We start from the raw sequence: 21,328 nt of genomic DNA on the forward strand, positions 1-21,328 counted from the left end.
TCAGCCATTACGGTTTGACGGTCGTCATCCCTTAACGTGATTGAGAGAGAAGCCTATGTTTGGTAAAGGCGGTCTGGGTAACCTGATGAAACAGGCCCAGCAGATGCAAGAAAAAATGCAGCAGATGCAGGAAGAAGTCGCCAAGCTGGAAGTGACCGGCGAATCTGGCGCGGGTCTGGTAAAAGTAACCATCAACGGCGCGCATAACTGCCGTCGTGTGGAGATCGATCCAAGCCTGCTGGAAGACGACAAAGAGATGCTGGAAGACTTGGTTGCTGCGGCATTCAACGACGCCGCGCGCCGTATTGAAGAGACGCAGAAAGAGAAGATGGCCTCTGTTTCCTCCGGAATGCAGCTGCCGCCTGGCTTTAAGATGCCGTTCTGATGCAAACCAGCCCGCTGTTAACTCAGCTTATGGAAGCTCTGCGCTGTCTGCCGGGCGTTGGCCCGAAGTCTGCGCAGCGCATGGCGTTCACGCTGCTTCAGCGCGATCGCAGCGGCGGGATGCGTCTGGCGCAGGCGTTAACGAAGGCGATGTCGGAAATCGGCCACTGTGCCGATTGCCGCACATTCACAGAACAGGACGTCTGCAACATCTGCTCGAATCCGCGTCGCCAGGAAAATGGTCAGATTTGCGTGGTGGAGAGTCCGGCGGACATCTACGCCATTGAGCAAACCGGGCAATTTTCCGGACGTTACTTCGTGCTAATGGGACACCTGTCGCCGCTGGACGGTATTGGTCCTGATGATATCGGGCTGGATCGTCTTGAGCAGCGGCTGGCATCTGAGCAAATCAGCGAACTGATCCTGGCGACCAATCCCACGGTCGAAGGAGAGGCGACCGCCAACTATATTGCTGAGCTTTGCATGCAATATGACGTTGAAGCCAGCCGTATCGCCCATGGCGTTCCGGTTGGTGGCGAGCTGGAAATGGTCGATGGCACCACGCTGTCGCACTCTCTGGCAGGACGACACAAGATTAAATTCTGAACAAACGGAGGCCGCGACGGCGGCTTCCGCTTGAAATCCTTCCCGCTTGTCCCCATTTCACCCTCAACCTGTTTTTACCATTGAAAATGGCATTGTTGAGGTAGACCTACATGAAAGGACAAGAAACTCGTGGTTTTCAGTCAGAAGTAAAACAGCTTCTGCACCTGATGATCCATTCTCTGTATTCCAATAAAGAAATCTTCCTGCGTGAGCTTATCTCTAACGCCTCGGATGCGGCAGACAAGCTGCGTTTTCGCGCACTGTCTAACCCGGACCTGTATGAAGGTGACGGTGAGCTGCGTGTGCGTGTTTCCTTCGATAAAGATAAGCGTACGTTGACCATTGCCGATAACGGCGTGGGGATGAACCGTGATGACGTTATCGATCATCTGGGGACCATTGCGAAATCCGGTACTAAATCTTTCCTTGAATCCATGGGATCCGATCAGGCGAAAGACAGCCAGTTGATCGGCCAGTTCGGGGTTGGCTTCTACTCTGCGTTCATCGTGGCGGATAAAGTCACCGTGCGTACCCGCGCAGCGGGCGATAAACCGGAAAATGGTGTGTTCTGGGAATCTGCGGGTGAAGGTGAGTACACCGTTGCCGACATCACCAAAGACGATCGCGGCACCGAAATCACGCTGCATCTGCGCGAAGGCGAAGACGAGTTCCTTGATGACTGGCGCGTACGTTCCATCATCAGCAAATATTCCGACCATATCGCGCTGCCGGTAGAGATCGAAAAATCCGAAGAGAAAGACGGCGAGACCGTGGTTTCCTGGGAAAAGATCAACAAGGCGCAGGCGCTGTGGACCCGTAACAAGTCGGAAATCAAAGACGACGAGTACAACGAATTCTACAAACATATCGCGCACGACTTCACTGATCCGCTGACCTGGAGTCATAACCGTGTGGAAGGTAAGCAGGAGTACACCAGCCTGCTGTACATCCCATCTCAGGCTCCGTGGGATATGTGGAACCGCGATCACAAGCATGGTCTGAAACTGTACGTTCAGCGCGTGTTCATTATGGACGACGCCGAGCAGTTTATGCCGAATTACCTGCGCTTTGTGCGTGGCCTGATAGATTCTAACGATCTGCCGCTGAACGTTTCTCGTGAGATCCTGCAGGACAGCACCGTCACCCGTAACCTGCGTAGCGCGCTGACCAAACGCGTACTGCAGATGCTGGAAAAACTGGCGAAAGACGACGCGGAAAAATACCAGACCTTCTGGAAACAGTTCGGCCTGGTACTGAAAGAAGGTCCGGCGGAAGACAACGCTAACCAGGAAACGATCGCTAAGCTGATGCGCTTCGCGTCCACGCACACTGACTCCTCCGCACAAACCGTGTCGCTGGAAGACTATGTGTCGCGTATGAAAGAAGGGCAGGAGAAAATCTACTACATCACCGCAGACAGCTATGCGGCGGCGAAGAGCAGCCCGCACCTGGAACTGTTGCGTAAGAAAGGCATCGAAGTGCTGCTGCTTTCTGACCGTATCGATGAGTGGATGATGAACTACCTGACCGAGTTCGACGGTAAGGCATTCCAGTCCGTAGCCAAAGCTGACGAGTCCATCGACAAGCTGGCGGATGACGTTGACGAATCGGCAAAAGAAGCGGAAAAAGCGCTGACGCCGTTCGTTGAGCGCGTGAAAACCCTGCTGGGCGATCGCGTAAAAGAAGTGCGTCTGACTCACCGTCTGACCGACACGCCGGCCATCGTTACCACCGATGCGGACGAAATGAGCACCCAGATGGCGAAACTGTTCGCAGCTGCTGGCCAGGCCGTACCGGAAGTGAAATATATCTTTGAACTCAACCCGGACCACGTGCTGGTCAAACGCACGGCGGATACCCAGGACGAAGCACAGTTCAAAGAGTGGGTTGAACTGCTGCTGGATCAGGCGCTGTTTGCTGAACGCGGCACGCTGGAAGATCCGAACCAGTTCATTCGTCGTATGAACCAGTTGCTGGTGTCCTGATAGCCGTAAGGTAATGCCGGATGACGCTAACGCGTGTCCGGCTTACACCATCTCGTCGATCCCTGGCCGGATACGGTGTTTACACCGCGATCCGGCATTTTCTCTCCTCATTTTTAATTTTCCCACCGTTAACCGTTTCAGCGTCGGGCGTCTTCCTTGAGCCAATTGCGTGATGGTGGTATCGTTTAGCGCTTTTTAAAAAATATCGACAACCTTTAAGGGGATTTTCGTAATGCGTATCATTCTGCTTGGCGCTCCGGGCGCGGGTAAAGGAACTCAGGCTCAGTTCATCATGGAGAAGTATGGTATTCCGCAAATCTCCACCGGTGATATGCTGCGTGCTGCCGTGAAATCTGGCTCCGAGCTGGGCAAACAAGCGAAAGACATCATGGACGCCGGTAAGCTGGTGACTGATGAGCTGGTGATCGCGCTGGTAAAAGAGCGTATTGCTCAGGAAGACTGCCGTAATGGTTTCCTGCTTGATGGCTTCCCGCGTACTATTCCGCAGGCTGATGCCATGAAAGAAGCAGGCATCAACGTGGACTACGTTCTTGAATTCGACGTTCCGGATGAGCTGATCGTTGACCGTATCGTGGGTCGTCGCGTACACGCTGCTTCTGGCCGCGTTTACCACATCAAATTCAACCCGCCTAAGGTTGAAGGCAAAGACGACGTGACCGGCGAAGAGCTGACCACCCGTAAAGACGATCAGGAAGAGACCGTACGTAAGCGCCTGGTGGAATACCATCAGATGACCGCTCCGCTGATCGGCTACTACTCGAAAGAAGCGCAGGCGGGTAACACCAAATACGCGAAAGTTGATGGCACCCAGGCTGTGGCTGACGTTCGCGCAGCGCTGGAAAAAATCCTCGGTTAAGTTTTAGCGCAGTCAATGCCGGATGTCGGTGTAAACACCTTATCCGGCCTACGATTTTATGTAGGCCTGATAAGCGCAGCGCCATCAGGCAAATTCTCGTCTTACCTTTCACAGCAATTAGTTCTTCTTTATCGCTTTTCCGCTACAATTATCAACAATTTGAATCGATAAGAGGCGGTAATGCGTCAGACGAAAACCGGTATCCTGCTGGCAAACCTCGGCACTCCCGATGCCCCAACCCCCGAAGCCGTTAAGCGCTACCTGCGCCAGTTTTTAAGCGATCAACGCGTAGTCGATACGTCACCTGCGCTGTGGTGGCCGCTGCTGCGTGGTGTGATTTTGCCGCTGCGTGCGCCACGCGTGGCAAAGCTGTACCAGTCAATCTGGATGGAAGACGGTTCCCCGCTGATGGTCTACAGCAAGGCGCAACAGCAGGCGCTGGCACAACGTCTGCCAAATACGCCTGTCGCGCTGGGGATGAGCTACGGTTCACCGTCGCTTGAAAGCGCGGTCGATGAACTACTGGCAAGCGGAGTTGAACACATGGTGGTGTTACCGCTGTACCCGCAATATTCCTGTTCTACCGTGGCGGCGGTCTGGGACGAACTGGCGCGAATCTTAGCGCGTAAACGCAGTATTCCTGGCATCTCATTTATTCGTGATTACGCCGATGACAGCAGCTACATTGATGCGCTGGCCAAGAGCGCCCGTGATTCATTTGCTCAACATGGTGAACCCGATTTGCTGCTGCTTTCCTACCACGGCATTCCGCAGCGCTACGCCGATGAAGGCGATGACTACCCGCAGCGCTGTCGCGATACGACTCGTGAGCTGGTTTCTGCGCTTGGCTTGCCGCCGGAAAAAGTGATGATGACCTTCCAGTCTCGCTTTGGCCGTGAACCGTGGTTAACGCCATATACCGATGAAACGTTAAAAATGCTGGCGGAGAAAGGGACCCGACATATCCAGGTCATGTGTCCGGGCTTCGCGGCTGATTGTCTCGAAACGCTGGAAGAGATAGCGGTGCAAAACCGGGAGATTTTCCTTGAGGCAGGCGGTAAGCAATATGAGTATATTCCGGCGCTGAATGCCACACCGGAACATATCGAAATGATGGTTAAACTGACCGCAGCCTACCGTTAAAGCTGCGCTCTGAAGTAACGCGCGCCCTCCCGCAACGCATCGTCGGCGGTTTTCATCATCCGCGAATAGTGCAGGAAGGCGTGCAACGTACCGGGGTACATTTTGTACTGGCAGGGCTGCTGATGCGCCTGTAGCGTCTGGAATAATAAGCGGCTATCGTCAATCAGCGGATCAAACTCCGCACCGGCGATAAAACACGGCGGTACGTCGCGCGTCAGGTCGTTATTAAACAGGCAATAGTATGGTGATTCGCGATCGTCGGCGCTACGCAGGTACGCGTTTTCGTACATCAGCAGATCCTCGCGAGTTAAACCATCCCAGGCTCCGCCCATTAGCCGTCGGCTCAGTGAATCCTGCAGGCCGTAAAGTCCATACCACAACAGCACGCCAGCCACCTTGCCGCAGGCAATTTGTTTATCCCGCAACCACAACGCGCTGGCAAGCGCCAGCATGGCCCCGGCGGAATCGCCCGCAAAACCAATATGATTCACATTAAGGGAATAATCGTCAGCGTGCTGATAAAAGTACTGACAGACGGCGACTATCTCTTCGATGGCTTGCGGGTAGCGGGCCTCTGGCGCAAGCGAATAGTCGATGCCAATTATCGTGCACTGCGTATAGCGCGCCAGTAAACGCATAATGCGATCGTGGGTATCCAGATTACCGAGAATAAAACCGCCGCCGTGCAGATAATATAGCGTCGCCTGGCTATGGGGCTGCGGAGCGTAAATTCGTGTGGCAACGGGGCCGCATGCGGTGGAAATAACACATTCTCGGGTATTCATCTGTGGGGCATCGGCATTCCACAACTGCCGTTCATGAATGTAGTGTTTACGCTGGGCCACAAAGTCAGCAGCAGCGGGCCACGGCGGCAAATCTTCGCGATGAAAATTCACCACACTTTTCATTTCATCCGAAATGTTGTCGAGTACGGGGATCTTGTTTTCCGGCTTCATAAAGCGCTCCTTGTGAAGGTGAGTTATTGTAGAAATTCATCCCGGATAAACTGCGATCTCACCGTCCGATATTGAAACTCAGCGCCGCATCGCATGCGCAGCGGGGAATGTGCTACCATGCATCGCTCAGCTAACCACCCGTAAAATCGACCATGAAATTTCCCGGTAAACGTAAATCCAAACACTATTTCCCCGTCAGCGCGCGCGATCCGTTGCTGCAACAAATTCAGCCAGAAAATGAAACCAGCGCAGCCTGGGTGGTGGGTATTGACCAGACGCTGGTGGATATTGAAGCCAAAGTTGATGATAACTTTGTAAAACGTTATGGATTAAGCGCCGGGCACTCTCTGGTGATTGCAGATGATGTCGCTGAAGCGCTCTACCAGGAACTGGTGCGTGAAAATTTGATCACCCATCAGTTTGCGGGCGGTACTATCGGTAATACGATGCACAACTACTCCGTGCTGGCGGATGACCGCTCGGTGCTGCTGGGTGTGATGTGCAGCAATATCGAGATTGGCAGCTATGCGTACCGCTATTTATGCAATACCTCCAGTCGTACCGATCTGAACTACCTGCAGGGCGTAGATGGACCGATTGGTCGCTGCTTTACGCTGATTGGCGAGTCCGGTGAGCGTACCTTTGCAATCAGCCCAGGGCATATGAACAAGCTGCGGGCGGATAGCATCCCTGAATCGGTGATTGCCGGAGCGTCCGCGCTGGTGCTGACGTCTTATCTGGTGCGCTGCGAGCCGGGCGAGCCAATGCCGGAAGCGACCATGAAGGCGATCGAATTTGCTAAAAAACACAATGTACCGGTGGTACTGACGCTGGGCACCAAATTTGTCATTGCCGATAATCCGCAGTGGTGGCAGGCATTCCTGAAAGAGCATGTCTCAATTCTGGCGATGAATGAAGAAGAGGCCGAAGCGCTGACCGGCGAAAACGATCCGCTGCTGGCGTCCGACAAGGCGCTGGATTGGGTGGATCTGGTGCTGTGCACAGCGGGTCCGGCGGGTCTTTATATGGCGGGCTTTACGGAAGAAGAAGTCAAACGTAAAACCCAGCATCCGCTGCTGCCTGGAGCCATTGCCGAATTCAACCAGTACGAGTTTAGCCGCGCCATGCGCCATAAAGATTGTACTAATCCGCTGCGTGTGTATTCGCACATCGCACCGTATATGGGCGGTCCAGAGAAGATCATGAATACCAACGGCGCTGGCGACGGCGCGCTGGCGGCATTGCTGCATGATATTACCGCTAACAGCTATCACCGCAGCAACGTGCCTAACTCCAGCAAGCACAAGTTCACCTGGCTGACCTATTCGTCGTTAGCCCAGGTGTGTAAATATGCGAATCGCGTGAGTTATCAGGTGCTGAACCAGCATTCCCCGCGCCTGACGCGCGGTTTGCCGGAACGCGAAGATAGCCTCGAAGAGTCGTACTGGGATCGTTAAATCATGCACATGCCGGATAAGCGATAGCGTCATCCGGCAACGACATCAGCCTGTAACGACCACCTCACCTGCAGGCGGCGTTTCAATCAGCTCCAGCATGGTACGGGCGATTTCACGCTCACCCATGACGACCTGATTGGCGCCGCGTTCGGTAATGTATTCCACCTCGTCGTCATAATGCGCGCGGGCGATAATTTCAATCGACGGGCACTTCTCGCGTGCTGAAGCGACAATTTCACCCGCTTCATAGCCATTGGGAATGGTCAGCAGCAGCCAGCGTGCGCAATCCAGATGCGCCAGATTCATAATTTCTTCGTTGGCGGCATTTCCCAGCACCGCGCGGATCCCGCGCTCGCGCAGTTCATCCACTCGGGTGCGTGAGGTTTCGATAACTACCAGCGGGATCCCCGCAGCCATCAATTTCTCGCCCAGCAGGCTACCGACGCGCCCAAAGCCAACCAGCAGGGCGTGATTGCAGATATCCACCGGAATTTGCTTCTCTTCTTCAATAGCCTCTTCCAGCGTCTGTTCTTCCAGCGTTTCTGTTTTGGCGAGATATTTTTCTAACACCGCGAACAGCACCGGGTTAAGCATGATGGACAGGATCGCCCCCGCCAGCACCAGATTCTGTCCGGCCTGCGGCAGCAGGTTTAACGCCATGCCCAGACCCGCCAGGATAAAGGCAAATTCACCAATCTGCGCCAGGCTGGTGGCAATGGTGAGCGCTGTGCGTTGGGAGTGACCAAACAGGCGCACCAGGAAATAGGCGGCAAGGGATTTACCAAAGATGATAATCGCCAGCGTGCCCAGTACCGCCAGCGGCTGCTGAATCAGAATCATGGGATCAAAGAGCATCCCGACGGAAACGAAGAACAGTACAGCGAACGCATCGCGCAGCGGCAGGGTGTCATGCGCCGCACGGTGACTCAGTTCAGATTCGTTCAGCACCATGCCGGCGAAGAATGCCCCCAGTGCAAAGGAGACATCGAACAGCTCCACTGCGCCAAATGCGATACCTAATGCGAGGGCGAGGACTGACAGGGTAAACAGTTCGCGTGAGCCGGTTGCGGCGCTGCGGGCCATAATCCACGGTACCAGGCGACGACCGACCAGCATCATAATTGCGATAAACGCCACCACCTTACCGATGGTAATGCCCATATCTACGGCCAGCGAGGCAAAGCCGACATCTTCTTTTTCCAGCATTCCAGCGACGGCTGGTAGGAGAACCAGCGTCAGCACCATCATCAGGTCTTCGACAATCAGCCAGCCAATGGCGATTTGCCCGCGCTGACTGTCAATGAGCTGCCTTTCTTCAAGTGCACGCAATAGCACCACGGTACTGGCGGTTGAAAGACACAGACCAAACACGATCCCAACCATCAGCGACCAGCCCATCACCGCTGAAAGCGCCATGCCCAGCAGCGTTGCCACCGCTATCTGGGCAATCGCGCCGGGAATGGCGATAGACTTTACCGCCATCAAATCCTTCAGCGAAAAGTGCAGCCCCACGCCGAACATCAGCAGGATTACGCCAAGCTCGGCCAGTTCAGGCGCTAACTTGGTATCAGCAACAAAACCAGGTGTAAATGGACCGGCCAGAACGCCCGCTAACAGATATCCCACCAGAGGAGAAATACGTAGTTTATTGGCAATCATGCCTAATATAAAAGCGAGCACAAGGCCGCCGACAATGGTGGTGATAAGCGGGGTGGCGTGATGCATTCCGTCTCCTTTGGTTGCTGTGATAATCCTGAAAACTCAAACGACGAGTAATAGTTTATGACAATTTTGATGTTTTTGTTTGTGAATAATTATTGAATTTTGATGAAAATAGGATTTTAGACGTAAAAAAGCACGGATCGGAAAAGTACAGCGGTATGTGAGAGGCAAAGGCTGATGGCTACTGTAAGTCTGACGGCCAAAATTTACTTTTGGCCGTCAGGAAATCACGCTTTATGTCGGTTATCAGGTAAGAATATGGTCAGTATCCCCAGTAGTGGCAGGAAAGCACATATTTTGTAGACCAAATCGATGCTGGTATGGTCGGCAATCAGCCCTAACACCGCGGCTCCCAAGCCGCCCATGCCGAAGGCAAAACCGAAAAATAGCCCAGAAACCATGCCGATACGGCCAGGAAGCAGCTCCTGCGCGTAGACCAGAATGGCAGAAAACGCCGATGCGAGGATAAAACCAATGATCACGGTTAAAATCCCGGTCCATTCCAGCGTTGCGTAGGGTAAAAAGAGGGTAAAGGGTGCTACGCCGAGGATAGAGCCCCAAATAACATATTTTCTGCCAATTTTATCGCCCAATGGTCCACCAATCACCGTCCCGGCTGCGACGGCAAACAGGAAGGCAAACAAGTGAAACTGGGCATTTTGTACCGATAATCCGAATTTTTGCATCAGATAAAAGGTGTAATAGCTGCTGATGCTCGCCATATAGAAGTATTTGGAGAAAATCAGCACCAGCAGGATGCTTACCGCCAGCACCACTTTATTCCGTGGTAACGGATTCACGATGGCGACTTTCGGTTTTCCTTTACTCATCCGGTGCTGCGCGGCATACCAACGGCTGATTTGCGCCAGAACGACAATCGCTAATAACGCAGCCAGCACAAACCAGGCCACATTACCCTTACCATATGGCGCGATGATGACAGCCGCCAGTAACGGTCCCAGAGAGCTACCAAAGTTGCCGCCAACCTGGAAAATTGACTGGGCCAGACCGTGACGACCGCCGGAGGCCATTCGCGCCACGCGGGATGATTCCGGGTGAAATACCGAAGAGCCGGTACCAACCAGCGCCGCGGCGAGCAGGACCATATGGAAACTGCCGGCCATGGCCAGCAAAACAAGCCCACTCAGCGTGAAGCACATCCCAATGGGCAGCGACCACGGCATCGGGTATTTATCCGTCCAGTAACCCACAACCGGTTGCAGCAGTGAGGAAGCAAGCTGGAAGGTCAGGGTAATCATCCCTATCTGCATAAACGTCAGCGAGAACTCTGACTGCAATAGCGGATAAATCGCCAGGATCAGCGACTGGATCATATCGTTTAGCAGATGGGAGAGGCTGATTGCCCCTAAAATGCCAAATGAGGTGCGTGCTTTAGCAACCGACGCTGACGCGCCAGCCACTGGCTGGGTTGGTTCACTTATTGCCATAGAAAGTCACTTCTGTTTGGGTTGCGATTATGAGGGTAATCTAATTTGTTATTATTACCTGACTAACATACCTGCGGAAGGTGTTTGAAGGAAGTCTCATTTCTGAAAACATTTTCGGCTATTATTTTCAGTAGCTGTAATTTTATGCCCGAACTAATTCGACTTACAGGTAGGCGGCAAACGCGAGAGTCCCAGGAGCTTACTGCATAAGCGACAGGGGGAAGTGAGCGCAGCCAACGCACATGTAATTTGAAGGATAACGGGTATGGCGGTTGATATTGAGTCAGGGAGTGAAATATGAAGTTTTTAAAACGGGGCGTGGCGCTGGCGTTATTAGCCGCATTTGCGCTGGCAGGTCAACCTGCACAGGCGTACGAAAAAGATAAAACCTACAAAATTACCATTCTGCATACCAACGATCATCACGGTCACTTCTGGCGCAGCGAATACGGTGAATACGGGCTGGCGGCACAAAAAACGCTGGTGGACGGTATTCGTAAAGAGGTGGCTGAGGAAGGAGGCAGTGTACTGCTGCTTTCCGGTGGCGACATTAATACCGGCGTACCGGAGTCTGATCTGCAGGATGCGGAACCTGATTTTCGCGGAATGAACCTGATTGGCTATGATGCGATGGCGGTCGGAAACCACGAGTTTGATAATCCGCTTAGCGTATTGCGCCAGCAGGAAAAATGGTCCAAATTCCCGTTTCTCTCGGCCAATATCTATCAGAAAAGCACCGGCGAGCGTTTGTTTAAGCCGTGGGCCATCTTTAAGCGCCAGGATTTAAAAATTGCCGTACTCGGTTTAACCACTGACGATACGGCGAAAATTGGCAACCCAGAGTTCTTTACCGATATTGAGTTCCGTAAACCTGCTGATGAAGCCAAACTGGTTATCCAGGAACTGAACATGGGGGAAAAGCCGGACATCATTATTGCGACCACCCATATGGGACATTATGACAATGGCAATCACGGCTCGAACGCGCCTGGCGACGTAGAAATGGCGCGCAGCCTGCCGGCGGGATCGCTGGCAATGATTGTGGGTGGTCACTCGCAGGATCCGGTATGTATGGCCGCGGAAAACAAGAAGCAGGTTGATTACGTACCGGGTACGCCGTGTGCGCCAGACAAGCAAAACGGGATCTGGATTGTGCAGGCGCATGAGTGGGGGAAATACGTGGGGCGGGCGGACTTTGAGTTCCGCAATGGCGAAATGAAAATGGTTAATTACCAGCTCATCCCCGTCAACCTTAAGAAAAAAGTGACCTGGGACAACGGTAAAAGTGAGCGCGTACTCTACACCCCGGAAATTGCAGAAAATCAGCAAATGCTTTCTCTGCTGACGCCGTTCCAGAATAAAGGTAAAGCGCAGCTCGACGTGAAAATTGGTAGCGTCAATGCGCGCCTCGAAGGCGACCGTAGCAAAGTCCGTTTCGTGCAGACCAACATGGGGCATTTACTGCTGGCTGCGCAAATGGCGCGAACCAGCGCTGATTTTGGCGTGATGAGCGGCGGCGGTATCCGTGACTCCATCGAAGGCGGTGATATCACCTATAAGAGCGTGCTGAAAGTGCAGCCGTTCGGTAACATCGTGGTGTACGCCGACATGAGCGGGAAAGAGGTGATTGACTATCTGACCGCCGTGGCGCAAATGAAGCCGGATTCCGGGGCCTATCCGCAGTTTGCCAATGTCAGCTTCGTGGCGAAAGACGGCAAGCTTAACGATTTGAAAATTAAAGGCGAACCCGTTGATCCAGCCAAAACCTATCGCATGGCAACGCTGAGCTTCAATGCCACCGGCGGCGATGGCTATCCGCAAATTGATAACAAGCCTGGCTATGTAAATACCGGGTTTATTGATGCGGAAGTGCTGAAAGAGTACGTGCAGAAGAACTCACCGCTCGATGCTGGTGCGTATGAGCCGAAGGGCGAGGTAAGCTGGCAGTAACAGGGCAATTTGGGGCATCATTTTATCCGCTCCTCCGGGCCGCCCTTCATGGCGGCCCAATAATCCTACTTATTACCTCTATGCTCCGGTTCCTGCACGCTGGCCGAGTCCAAACTGTCTTCACCAATCACACCCTGTAATCGCAGTAGGCTCAATTGCCGTATCACCGGGCAAAAGACAATTAATCACGGCGTGCGATATCGGCGAATTTCGCATCCAGAATTTTCGCCAAATCGCCCGCTGCCAGTTCAATATCCAGCCCGCGTTTGCCGCCGGACACATAAATGGTGTCAAACGTCTGGGCGGGAGCGTCGATGAGCGTCGGCAATCTTTTTTTCTGCCCCAGCGGGCTGATGCCGCCTACCAGATACCCGGTGGTTCGCTGCGCGATCATCGGATCGGCCATATCGACCTTTTTGGCTCCCAACGCCCTGGCGACTTTTTTGAGATCCAGTTGACCGGCTACCGGCGTAACGGCAACCGCCAGGTGCTTCATATCGCCATTCACGGCAACCAGTAGCGTTTTGTAGACCTGGTCCGCATTCAGACCTAACTTGCGTACCACTTCGTCACCAAAGTTCGTCTCGGACGGATCGTGATCGTAGGTGTGGATCTGGAAAGAAATTTTGTTTTTTTCGAGTAATTTAACGGCGGGTGTCATAGCAATTTTCCTGGCCCAGACAAAATACGACACAAGCATACGCCTGATGTCTGTCTAAAAAATAGTACCATCTTGCGCAATAGTGTTGGCAGGATGATGACTTTGAGCGACAATCGAACTACACCGATGCTTTAAGCGTCGGGATCATAATAATGATGAAATTCCTCTTTGACGGGCCAATAGCAATATTGGCCATTTTTTTACCGTAACATCTCCGGCAAATTTCCTTCTCCATACAAATGCAGCGCGCCAACGGCTACAACATAGTGACCGGCGGGCATCGCCCTGAGTCGATCGCGCCAGGCCGCATTACGCTGATGCATCAAAACGTCATACAGCGACTGGCTAAAAGTATTGGGTAGAGTGAGTTCGCTATTGCGTGGCGGCGTTTTAAGCCACCAGCCCATCATCTGTTGTAGCAGTCTGGCATTGGTATGCCAGTGCGTCAGGGTATCGTCCAGCAGAGCCAGTCCGTTATCGGGTAACTGACATAACAGCTCGATTTGGCTGGATGCGCCTTCCAGCTCGATTATGGGTTTATGCACCTGTTTTGCCGCATTCAGGAGTTGGTAATCAATGCCGTATTCTGCCCGCAACCCCAACTGCTGCGCCTGCGTTGCCTGCAAGACCATGGCGATTTGCCACAGCGGCTGTGTAGACAGCAGGGAAGGGGAAATACCCAGCTCGTCGGTGACTTTGTGCAGATTATCTAGCAGCTCTGGGCTGATGCGCTCTTCCAGTGCGGCAAAGGTCGGAAGGTTGGCAAACGGCGCGTCGTCGCCGGAAACATCGGCTTCGACAATGAGCGCATCGGCACGCTGGAGCTTTTTGAGTAATTTGGCAGGCAGAGGCGCCATATCGCGGCTGCCCATGTGAATACTGCCAATCAGATGAAAATGGCGGTTTCCGGGCAAGGAGATGTCGATGGCAGGCCAGGTATAGTGGTTGCCGCGTAGCGCGGTGAAAAATGATTTTACCCGGTACAACAGATCCATACGGCCTCCCTAAGTAGACTTCCATGCTAGCGCGTGGTCCTGGAAGGTGCAAATACACTTCATCATTCGCTCCGCCTCTTTATTGGCAGCGTGCAAAAACCCCAGTCACATAATTGGCTATGCTCCTGGGGTTTTTATACTTGCCGCCTTGAGGCAACGCGAATGATTTGGGGCCCCGTTCAGAGCGACATCCGGTAAAGGCTTACTCTTTAGGTTTGAAGCGCAGCAGTCGATTAGCGTTGCTCACCACGGTAATGGAGGAGAGCGCCATCGCCGCTCCGGCAACGACCGGGTTGAGCAGTGTTCCGGTGAACGGCCACAAAATCCCGGCGGCAACGGGGATACCGATGCTGTTATAGATAAACGCGCCGAGCAGGTTCTGCTTCATATTGCGCAGCGTTGCCCGGGAGATAGACAGCGCATCTGCAACGCCCATCAGGCTATGGCGCATCAGCGTAATCGCGGCGGTTTCAATCGCCACATCGCTGCCGCCACCCATGGCAATCCCTACGTCAGCCTGAGCCAGCGCAGGCGCATCGTTGATACCGTCACCGACCATGGCAACCTGACGCCCCTGGCTCTGCAGACGTTTAATCGCCTCGGCTTTACCGTCCGGCAGAACGCCAGCAATCACCTCATCAATACCCGCCTCTTTGGCAATGGCGTTGGCGGTCGTTGGGTTGTCGCCGGTGAGCATCACCAGACGATACCCGGCGCGGTGCAGACGCTGGAGTGCTGCCACGCTGTCGCTACGCAGAGGATCACGTACCGCTAACAGCGCTGCTGCTTTACCGTCAATCGCTAACAGTACCGGGGTTGAGCCTTGGGAAGCCTGAGCGGTGATTTCAGCCTCCATTTCAGTGGTATCTACCTGCTGTTCATTGAGCAGTGCCTGGTTTCCCAGCAGCAGCGAATGACCTTCCGTTTCGCCACTGACGCCTAAACCGCGCAGCGTACGGAAACCGTTGACCTGCGGCAGCGTGACATCACCTGCTTTGTCCAGAATCGCCCTGGCTAACGGGTGGCTGGAACCCTGTTCAAGGGCCGCTGCCAGACGAATTGCCAGCGCTTCGTCGGTATTGCCAAACGTTTTGATGGCGACAACCTGTGGTTTGCCTTCAGTTAGCGTCCCGGTTTTATCAAACACGATGGTATCGAGCGTGCTGGCGCGCTGCAGCGCATCGGCATCACGTACCAGCACCCCAAATTCAGCGGCACGCCCGACGCCGGAAATAATCGACATCGGCGTTGCCAGACCCAGCGCACAAGGGCAGGCAATAATCAGGACGGTGGTGGCGATTACCAGCGTATAGACAATCTGCGGCGCCGGTCCAAAGAAATACCAGATAGCCGCACTGACCAGCGCAATGGCGACCACGACCGGAACGAACACCGACGAGATGCGGTCGGCCAGTTTGCCAATCTCCGGTTTGCTGCTTTGCGCCTGGCGCACCATACGAATAATGCGCGACAGCGTGGTGTGACTGCCAACAGCGCTGGCGCGGAACAGCACGCTACCGTCCTGTACGACCGTACCGGCGTGGACGCTATCGCCTGCACCTTTTTGCTGTGGAATCGGCTCACCGGTCAGCATGGCCTCATCCAGCCAGGCTTCACCCTGAGTGATTTCGCCATCAACCGGAACGCGGTCACCGGTGGTCAGGCGCAGCAACATTCCAGCCTGCACCTCTGCCAGCGGCACGTTCTTTTCACCTTCGTCAGTGACGACCCGCGCGGTCGGCGGTGTCAGATCGAGCAGTTTTTCTAGTGCTTTAGACGAGCGTTGGCGAGCCCGCGCTTCCAGCATGTGTCCGAGGTTAATCAGACCGATAATCATGGCACTGGCTTCATAATAGAGGTGTCGCGCTTCCATCGGGAACCATTGTGGCCAGAGGTTGACGCTCATGGAATAGAGCCATGCCACCCCCGTACCCAGCGCCACCAGCGTATCCATGGTCGCGGTGCCGTTCATCAGGCTTTTCCACGCATTGCGGTAAAAGTGACCGCCCGCGAAAACCATCACGGCAAGCGTTGCCAGACCAATCATCAGCCACAGGCTGCGGTTGTCGTCGCTCACCATCATGTTGTCGCCAATCATGCCCCATACCATGACCGGGATACCCAGGAGCAGCGCGACGGCTGCCTGCCAGCGAAAACGTTTCATGGTTGCCACGGCGGTTTCTTGCTGACGTTCGCGACGCTTAGCATCATCTTCAATCGCTTCTGCGCCGTAGCCCGCTTTTTCAACCGCCTGTACTAAATCTGCGGCGGAGGCACTGCCCATTACCAGCGCAGTGCGTTCCGCCAGGTTTACCCGTGCCTGCGTGACGCCCGGTACACTTTGCAATGCATTTTGTACGCGGGTCACACAACTGGCGCAGCTCATGCCGTTTAACAGCAACTGTTGGCTGTCATCATCAGCCGTAGCTGCCGGAAGCTCGGAAGGGACCGCTGCCAGTGCTTCCGACGGGATTGATGACTCCGTCAGCGGTTTAGCCTTTGGGTGGCTTAACTCCGCGCCGTAACCGGCTTGTTTAATGGTTTCAATCAGCGCTTCTGCGCTGGCGCTCCCGGTAACATGCGCTTCTGTCACGGTGACATCCGCTTGCTCAACGTCCGGACGTTGTTCCAGACTTTCTTTAACGCGTTTTACGCAGTGACCACAGGACAGGCCGTCCAGGGTTAGATCGATTGTTTGAGACATAACCAACTCCTTTTTTGCAGGATTAACTGACTGTGATAAAGGTTAAACCTTCCAGCAAGGGGAAGGTCAAGGGCGTTTTTAGAAAAGGTGAAAAAAGGGTGTAAAGGGAGAAAAACGGGAACGCCACGTCAGGGGTTCCCGGTCTGTTATTGATTGAGGACGATAATCGGCGTTCGATGCTCCGGTTCATTTATGACCGTGAGATCGGCACCGTACAGCGCGTTCAGCGACCGTTGCTTCAGGACATCCTGCGAATATCCGTTATCAACTATCCTGCCGCATTCCATCAATACCACACGGTCGGCATAGCGCGCCGCGAGGTTGAGATCGTGCAGGACGCAGCAGACGTTAAACTGCCGTTCACGCACCAGACGACGTAGCAGACGAAAAAGGTGCTGCTGGTGGTGAATATCCAGCGCGGAGGTGGGTTCATCAAGAAACAACCATTTCGGTCCAGGCTCGGGCTCCCAAAGCTGAACCAGCAGGCGCGCCAGTTGTACCCGCTGTTGTTCTCCTCCCGAGAGATGCCGGTAATCGCGTGCGGCCAGCGTCTGGCAATCACACAATGCCATGATGTACTCCGTTTCATCGCCCGTGTTGCGCGTACGATACGGATGTCTGCCCATGCGAATGACCTCCTGAACTCTAAACGGGAAGGCCATATGACTATTCTGGCGCATCACGGCACGGGTTTTTGCCAGCTCGGTGATTGACCACTTGTCCAGCGGCTTGCCAAACATGCTACAACGCCCACTGTGGGGCTGCAGATATCCCGTAAGCTGGCGTAGCAGCGTCGATTTCCCGGCTCCGTTCGGGCCAAGAATCGCGATGATCTCTCCATCAGGTAGCGTCAGGGAAACGTCGTCGGTCAGTCGTCTTCCCTGAATGTGGTAGACCAGATTTTCAGCGACGATCATGACACCCTCCGGCTACGCAGTATTAACCACAGGAAATACGGTCCCCCGATCAGGCTGGTTAACAGGCCAACGGGCATTTCGGCTGGCTGAACAAGTGTGCGGGCCAACGTGTCGGCAATCAGAAGTAAACAGGCACCGGCCAGCGTAGAGCAGGGAATCAACCAGCGATGATCGGCGCCGGTCGTCATTCTGATCAGATGTGGGATCACCAGGCCAATAAAGCCAATTACGCCGCTGACGGAAACCGCAGCGCCAACCAGGAGCGAACTGAGCAACAGTAACTGCTGACGCTTACGTTTGACGTTTACGCCGAGGTAATGCGCCTCTTCATCACCCAACTGCAGTAAATTAAGCGTTCCCGCCATGCAGATGGTTACAACAATGGCTGGAAGAATAAACGTGCTGGCAACCAACAGCGTTGGCCACTGGGCCTGGCCGAGATTTCCCATCATCCACAATGTAAGTTGACGTAGCTGCTGCTCGTCGCCCACATAGCTCAGTACGCCAATAGCCGAACCGCACAGGGCATTGATAGCGATACCGGCTAACAGCAGTTGCATCATTCCACCGTGGTTATGACGCTGGCTTATCAGGAAAATAATCGTGCAGACCACCATGCTGCCTGCGACGGCAAAAATCATCTGCTCATACAGCACCAGCACCACGGGGAACGAAAATGGGATAACTATCGCGATGCCGACCATCAGCGCGGAGCCGCTGCTGACGCCAAGCAGGCCAGGATCGGCCATCGGATTGCGAAAAAGTCCCTGCATGATGACCCCAGCCGTCGCCAGCGCAGCACCGACCAGAACGGCCAGCAGCACGCGAGGCAAGCGGATGTTTAACCAGATATCACGATATTCGTCGTTGAACAGAGCGCTGAAGCTAATGTTCAGCGCCCCCTGGCTGGCACCGAAGAGCATCAGAGCAACCAGCAAAAGAGAAAGACCCGTCAGGATGCTGACGGAAGAAAGCGAGTCCTTAAGCACGTAACGCTCCATAACGTCTTTGCGGCGCGGAGTTCCCGCGCCGTGAGGGGTTTACGCGGGTTTCAGTCCCGGCTCAACCAAACTGTAAATCTGGTTATTGAGTGCCGGCGCAGTGGCCAGTTCGTGAATATGCTTCGCAACATCTGCACGCATCACAAAGCCGTGACACTCCTGAGCCTGTATTCGTTGCGCCTGGCCGGTGGCTGCACCGTTCAGCAAACCGCCGGGGCGGAGAATGGCGTAGTCCAGTCGACTGGTTTGTAGCCAGCTTTCAGCCAACGATTTTTCCCGTACAGCCTGACCAAATGTGGCCTTTGCGCGTGAAGAAAGAAAAGGCCAACTGTCACCGCAGCCGAGTGAGGTCACCAGAATCATGCGCTTGATCTCCGCTTTTTCTGCTTTATCAATGACGGTTCTGTGCGCCAGATAATCTTGGGCGCCGCCCATGGAGGAGATCACCGTGGCATGTTGACCCGCTGCGCGACAGGCACAGGCGGTGACCTGACTATCGCAGGCGTCGCCGATGAAGACCTGCACACCTTTTTCCTGCAACCCTGCAGCGACCTGTGCGTTGCGAACGACGGCAATCACCGGACGTTGTTCCGCCAGTGCGAGTTCAAGCGTTTTCGCGCCGACGCCGCTACCACCCGCACCAAAAATGAGCCATGGAGCCATCAGGCATGTTCCTTTAAAGATGAAGACAACGCGTGAAAGGCGCTGACCTGTTCGGCCAGTAACTGTCGATGCTCATCCCGACCGAGGAAAATTTTGAACATTGCGCTACCCGCCTGGTTAAAGAAGAGAATGGACGCGGTGTCCATTCCCATAAATTTGCGTTCAATCAGGGCAATATGCGTACAGTTTTCTGCCTTGATATGACCGGTCATGCCTTTTTTGCCGCGCAGGTTGAAGTAGCCATGACGGTGGAATCCGGAAGGTAATTCACCGGTGAATTCCAGAATGACATCAGCAGTATGGACCAGGGTGGTGACTTTGCCCCATTCGCTGACGGTTTCCCAGACGGTATCAAATTGATCGCCGGAAACCAGCGTCGGGGAGGGGAGGTTTTTCACCACCTCCAGCAGCGTGGTGTTGTACTGGGCAGCGATAGCTTCCAGCGTACCGTCCGGTTCAGTTTTCAAAAAATCCTGTAAAGAGACATGGCTCATAATTCACTCCTGGTATGGTTGTTCTACCGCAATGCGCGGCGCGTTAAGTGCCTGAATAAGTTCATCAAGAGACTGCAAAATATTGCTCGCCCAAAAACGCCCTTCATTGGTCAGGCGCACACAGGTGCTGGCATCTCGCGTCAGTCCTGCGTGATGCCATTGGGTCAGTAGCGGAGTCAGTTTTTGTGCATGAGGCGTCAGTTCATCCAGCGGAACGCGGGCCGTTTCAATGCCCGCCTGGAGAGTGTGTCGCCACTGGAAACCACGCTCGGCGGTACGCATCATCATCATTAGCGGTTTTTTCCCGGCGGCGATAGATTCATGCCATGTTGTCAGATTGCGCTCGACCATCCAGGAATAGCCATTGACTGATCCCCCGGCGCCTGAGCCGAATGCCAGACAGTCCGCTCCCTGTTTAATCAGCAGGTTGTACAGATTGCGTTCACGCGTGGTACGCGCCCAGTGGCTGTTGCTGATGCAGCGCCAGCCTGCGCTGTCCATGAAATCGCAACCCTGAAGATAGAGATCGCGACGTTCGGCGGGAGAGGGAACGGTTGTGCGCCCGGTTTCAACTGCTTTGCCAAGCGGTGTATTGGGGATCAGGTTCAGCGCATAAAGATCTACGCCGTCGAGGCCGATGTCACGGGCAATCGCCAGATCGTCGCCCCACAGTTTTGCATCTTGTCCTGGCAGACCAAACAACAGATCGCATACCACGGCGGCACGATCCCGTTTTACCAGCCCCTGCATAAAGGCAATTGCGGTCGGGCCGTCTGAGGTGCGCGCCATTTTCTTGCGGATCCGGCTGTTAAAAGATTGAATACCGATCGAAAACCGATTGGCGCCAGCGTCAAGGCAGGCATCAATTCGCGCATCGTCAAAATTGAGCACTCGTCCCTCAATGGTAATTTCGCAGTCCGGTGCCAGCGGTAACTTTTCACGCAGCGCGGTGATGATTCTGCCCAGATCCCGTGCTGACAGCGCTGAAGGCGTACCGCCGCCAAAATAGACGGCGTGAATTGGGGCTGACTGATGTAATGCGCTATCGGCTTCCATCTCGATTTCGCGCAACAGCGCGTTGGTGTAGCGGGCGCAGTGATCTTCTTCGAACCGGTTTTGATAAAAACCACAGAAAGTACAATGCGTTGCACAAAAAGGGATATGCAAGTACACCAGCCGTTTACGCGGCGGGGTAGGCTGGCTGATAACATCCTGCCAGGTTTGTGACAATAGCTCTTTGGCAATCGGGATCGCCCCGCGCCATGGCATTGTGGCGCGGCGATCCTTAAAGGGCTGACTTCCCTCAAGCGCAAAATGCGCGGTGAGATCCAGCGAGTGTTCAGTTTTCATTCTTTTTTATAAATC

General features: G+C 54.2%; 18 protein-coding genes. 7 read left to right on the plus strand and 11 right to left on the minus strand.

Annotated features, from left to right (window positions below; genetic code table 11):
* Positions 1-55 precede the first annotated feature (55 nt).
* From B9P82_RS16260 to hemH, 5 genes are all read left to right on the plus strand, one after another.
* Positions 56-385: a YbaB/EbfC family nucleoid-associated protein gene (locus B9P82_RS16260; RefSeq protein ID WP_003021764.1), complete on the plus strand. Its 330-nt coding sequence runs from the start codon at positions 56-58 to the stop codon at positions 383-385.
* On the plus strand, positions 385-990 hold the full coding sequence (gene recR / locus B9P82_RS16265) for a recombination mediator RecR (RefSeq protein ID WP_016152082.1): 606 nt from the start codon (positions 385-387) through the stop codon (positions 988-990). The genes B9P82_RS16260 and recR overlap by 1 nt, the downstream gene beginning before the upstream one ends.
* A gap of 110 nt (positions 991-1,100) precedes the next feature.
* Positions 1,101-2,975, plus strand: a complete 1,875-nt coding sequence (htpG, locus tag B9P82_RS16270) for a molecular chaperone HtpG (protein WP_016152083.1) — start codon at positions 1,101-1,103, stop codon at positions 2,973-2,975.
* Positions 2,976-3,207: 232 nt separating this feature from the next.
* Complete coding sequence (adk, locus tag B9P82_RS16280; RefSeq protein ID WP_003021773.1) at positions 3,208-3,852, plus strand: adenylate kinase; 645 nt, start codon at positions 3,208-3,210, stop codon at positions 3,850-3,852.
* A 180-nt stretch (positions 3,853-4,032) separates the two neighbouring features.
* Positions 4,033-4,995: a ferrochelatase gene (gene hemH / locus B9P82_RS16285; RefSeq protein WP_016152084.1), complete on the plus strand. Its 963-nt coding sequence runs from the start codon at positions 4,033-4,035 to the stop codon at positions 4,993-4,995.
* Here the strand turns inward: hemH and aes are convergent.
* A complete protein-coding gene (aes, locus tag B9P82_RS16290) occupies positions 4,992-5,951 on the minus strand; it encodes an acetyl esterase (RefSeq protein ID WP_101700623.1) in 960 nt (319 codons plus the stop codon). The two genes, hemH and aes, sit on opposite strands and share 4 nt — an antisense overlap.
* Positions 5,952-6,103: 152 nt before the next feature.
* On the opposite strand from aes, the gene gsk reads away from it, so the two are divergent.
* Positions 6,104-7,408, plus strand: a complete 1,305-nt coding sequence (gsk, locus tag B9P82_RS16295; protein WP_016152086.1) for an inosine/guanosine kinase — start codon at positions 6,104-6,106, stop codon at positions 7,406-7,408.
* Positions 7,409-7,453: 45 nt separating this feature from the next.
* Here the strand turns inward: gsk and ybaL are convergent, their stop codons facing one another.
* Positions 7,454-9,133: a YbaL family putative K(+) efflux transporter gene (gene ybaL, locus B9P82_RS16300; RefSeq protein WP_016152087.1), complete on the minus strand. Its 1,680-nt coding sequence runs from the start codon at positions 9,131-9,133 to the stop codon at positions 7,454-7,456.
* A gap of 224 nt (positions 9,134-9,357) precedes the next feature.
* Positions 9,358-10,578 (minus strand): fosmidomycin MFS transporter, encoded by a 1,221-nt coding sequence (gene fsr, locus B9P82_RS16305; RefSeq protein ID WP_016155879.1) that lies wholly within the window; start codon positions 10,576-10,578, stop codon positions 9,358-9,360.
* 297 nt (positions 10,579-10,875) lie between these two features.
* Between fsr and ushA the strand changes: the two genes are divergently transcribed.
* Entirely contained in the window at positions 10,876-12,528 is a 1,653-nt protein-coding gene (ushA, locus tag B9P82_RS16310; protein WP_101700624.1) for a bifunctional UDP-sugar hydrolase/5'-nucleotidase UshA, read from the plus strand.
* A 181-nt stretch (positions 12,529-12,709) separates the two neighbouring features.
* Here the strand turns inward: ushA and ybaK are convergent, their stop codons facing one another.
* The 8 genes from ybaK to hutW form a co-directional block, all read right to left on the minus strand.
* Complete coding sequence (ybaK, locus tag B9P82_RS16315) at positions 12,710-13,189, minus strand: Cys-tRNA(Pro)/Cys-tRNA(Cys) deacylase YbaK (RefSeq protein ID WP_016152092.1); 480 nt, start codon at positions 13,187-13,189, stop codon at positions 12,710-12,712.
* A gap of 200 nt (positions 13,190-13,389) precedes the next feature.
* A complete protein-coding gene (locus B9P82_RS16320; RefSeq protein WP_047358021.1) occupies positions 13,390-14,184 on the minus strand; it encodes a TraB/GumN family protein in 795 nt (264 codons plus the stop codon).
* Between the two features lie 202 nt (positions 14,185-14,386).
* Entirely contained in the window at positions 14,387-16,888 is a 2,502-nt protein-coding gene (copA, locus tag B9P82_RS16325) for a copper-exporting P-type ATPase CopA (RefSeq protein ID WP_016155883.1), read from the minus strand.
* 146 nt (positions 16,889-17,034) lie between these two features.
* Positions 17,035-17,805, minus strand: a complete 771-nt coding sequence (locus tag B9P82_RS16330; RefSeq protein ID WP_101700625.1) for a heme ABC transporter ATP-binding protein — start codon at positions 17,803-17,805, stop codon at positions 17,035-17,037.
* Positions 17,802-18,794, minus strand: a complete 993-nt coding sequence (locus tag B9P82_RS16335) for a FecCD family ABC transporter permease (RefSeq protein WP_094760950.1) — start codon at positions 18,792-18,794, stop codon at positions 17,802-17,804. The genes B9P82_RS16330 and B9P82_RS16335 overlap by 4 nt, the downstream gene beginning before the upstream one ends.
* 51 nt (positions 18,795-18,845) lie before the next feature.
* Positions 18,846-19,469 carry an anaerobilin reductase gene (gene chuY / locus B9P82_RS16340; RefSeq protein ID WP_101700626.1) on the minus strand — a complete coding sequence of 208 codons (624 nt, stop codon included), beginning with the start codon at positions 19,467-19,469 and terminating at the stop codon, positions 18,846-18,848.
* Entirely contained in the window at positions 19,469-19,963 is a 495-nt protein-coding gene (hutX, locus tag B9P82_RS16345) for a heme utilization cystosolic carrier protein HutX (RefSeq protein ID WP_016155886.1), read from the minus strand. The genes chuY and hutX overlap by 1 nt, the downstream gene beginning before the upstream one ends.
* A 3-nt stretch (positions 19,964-19,966) precedes the next feature.
* On the minus strand, positions 19,967-21,313 hold the full coding sequence (gene hutW, locus B9P82_RS16350; protein WP_019076190.1) for a heme anaerobic degradation radical SAM methyltransferase ChuW/HutW: 1,347 nt from the start codon (positions 21,311-21,313) through the stop codon (positions 19,967-19,969).
* Positions 21,314-21,328 lie beyond the last annotated feature (15 nt).

The sequence above is a fragment of the Citrobacter sp. L55 genome (assembly GCF_002850715.1).
Classification (GTDB): Bacteria; Pseudomonadota; Gammaproteobacteria; order Enterobacterales; family Enterobacteriaceae; genus Citrobacter; species Citrobacter braakii.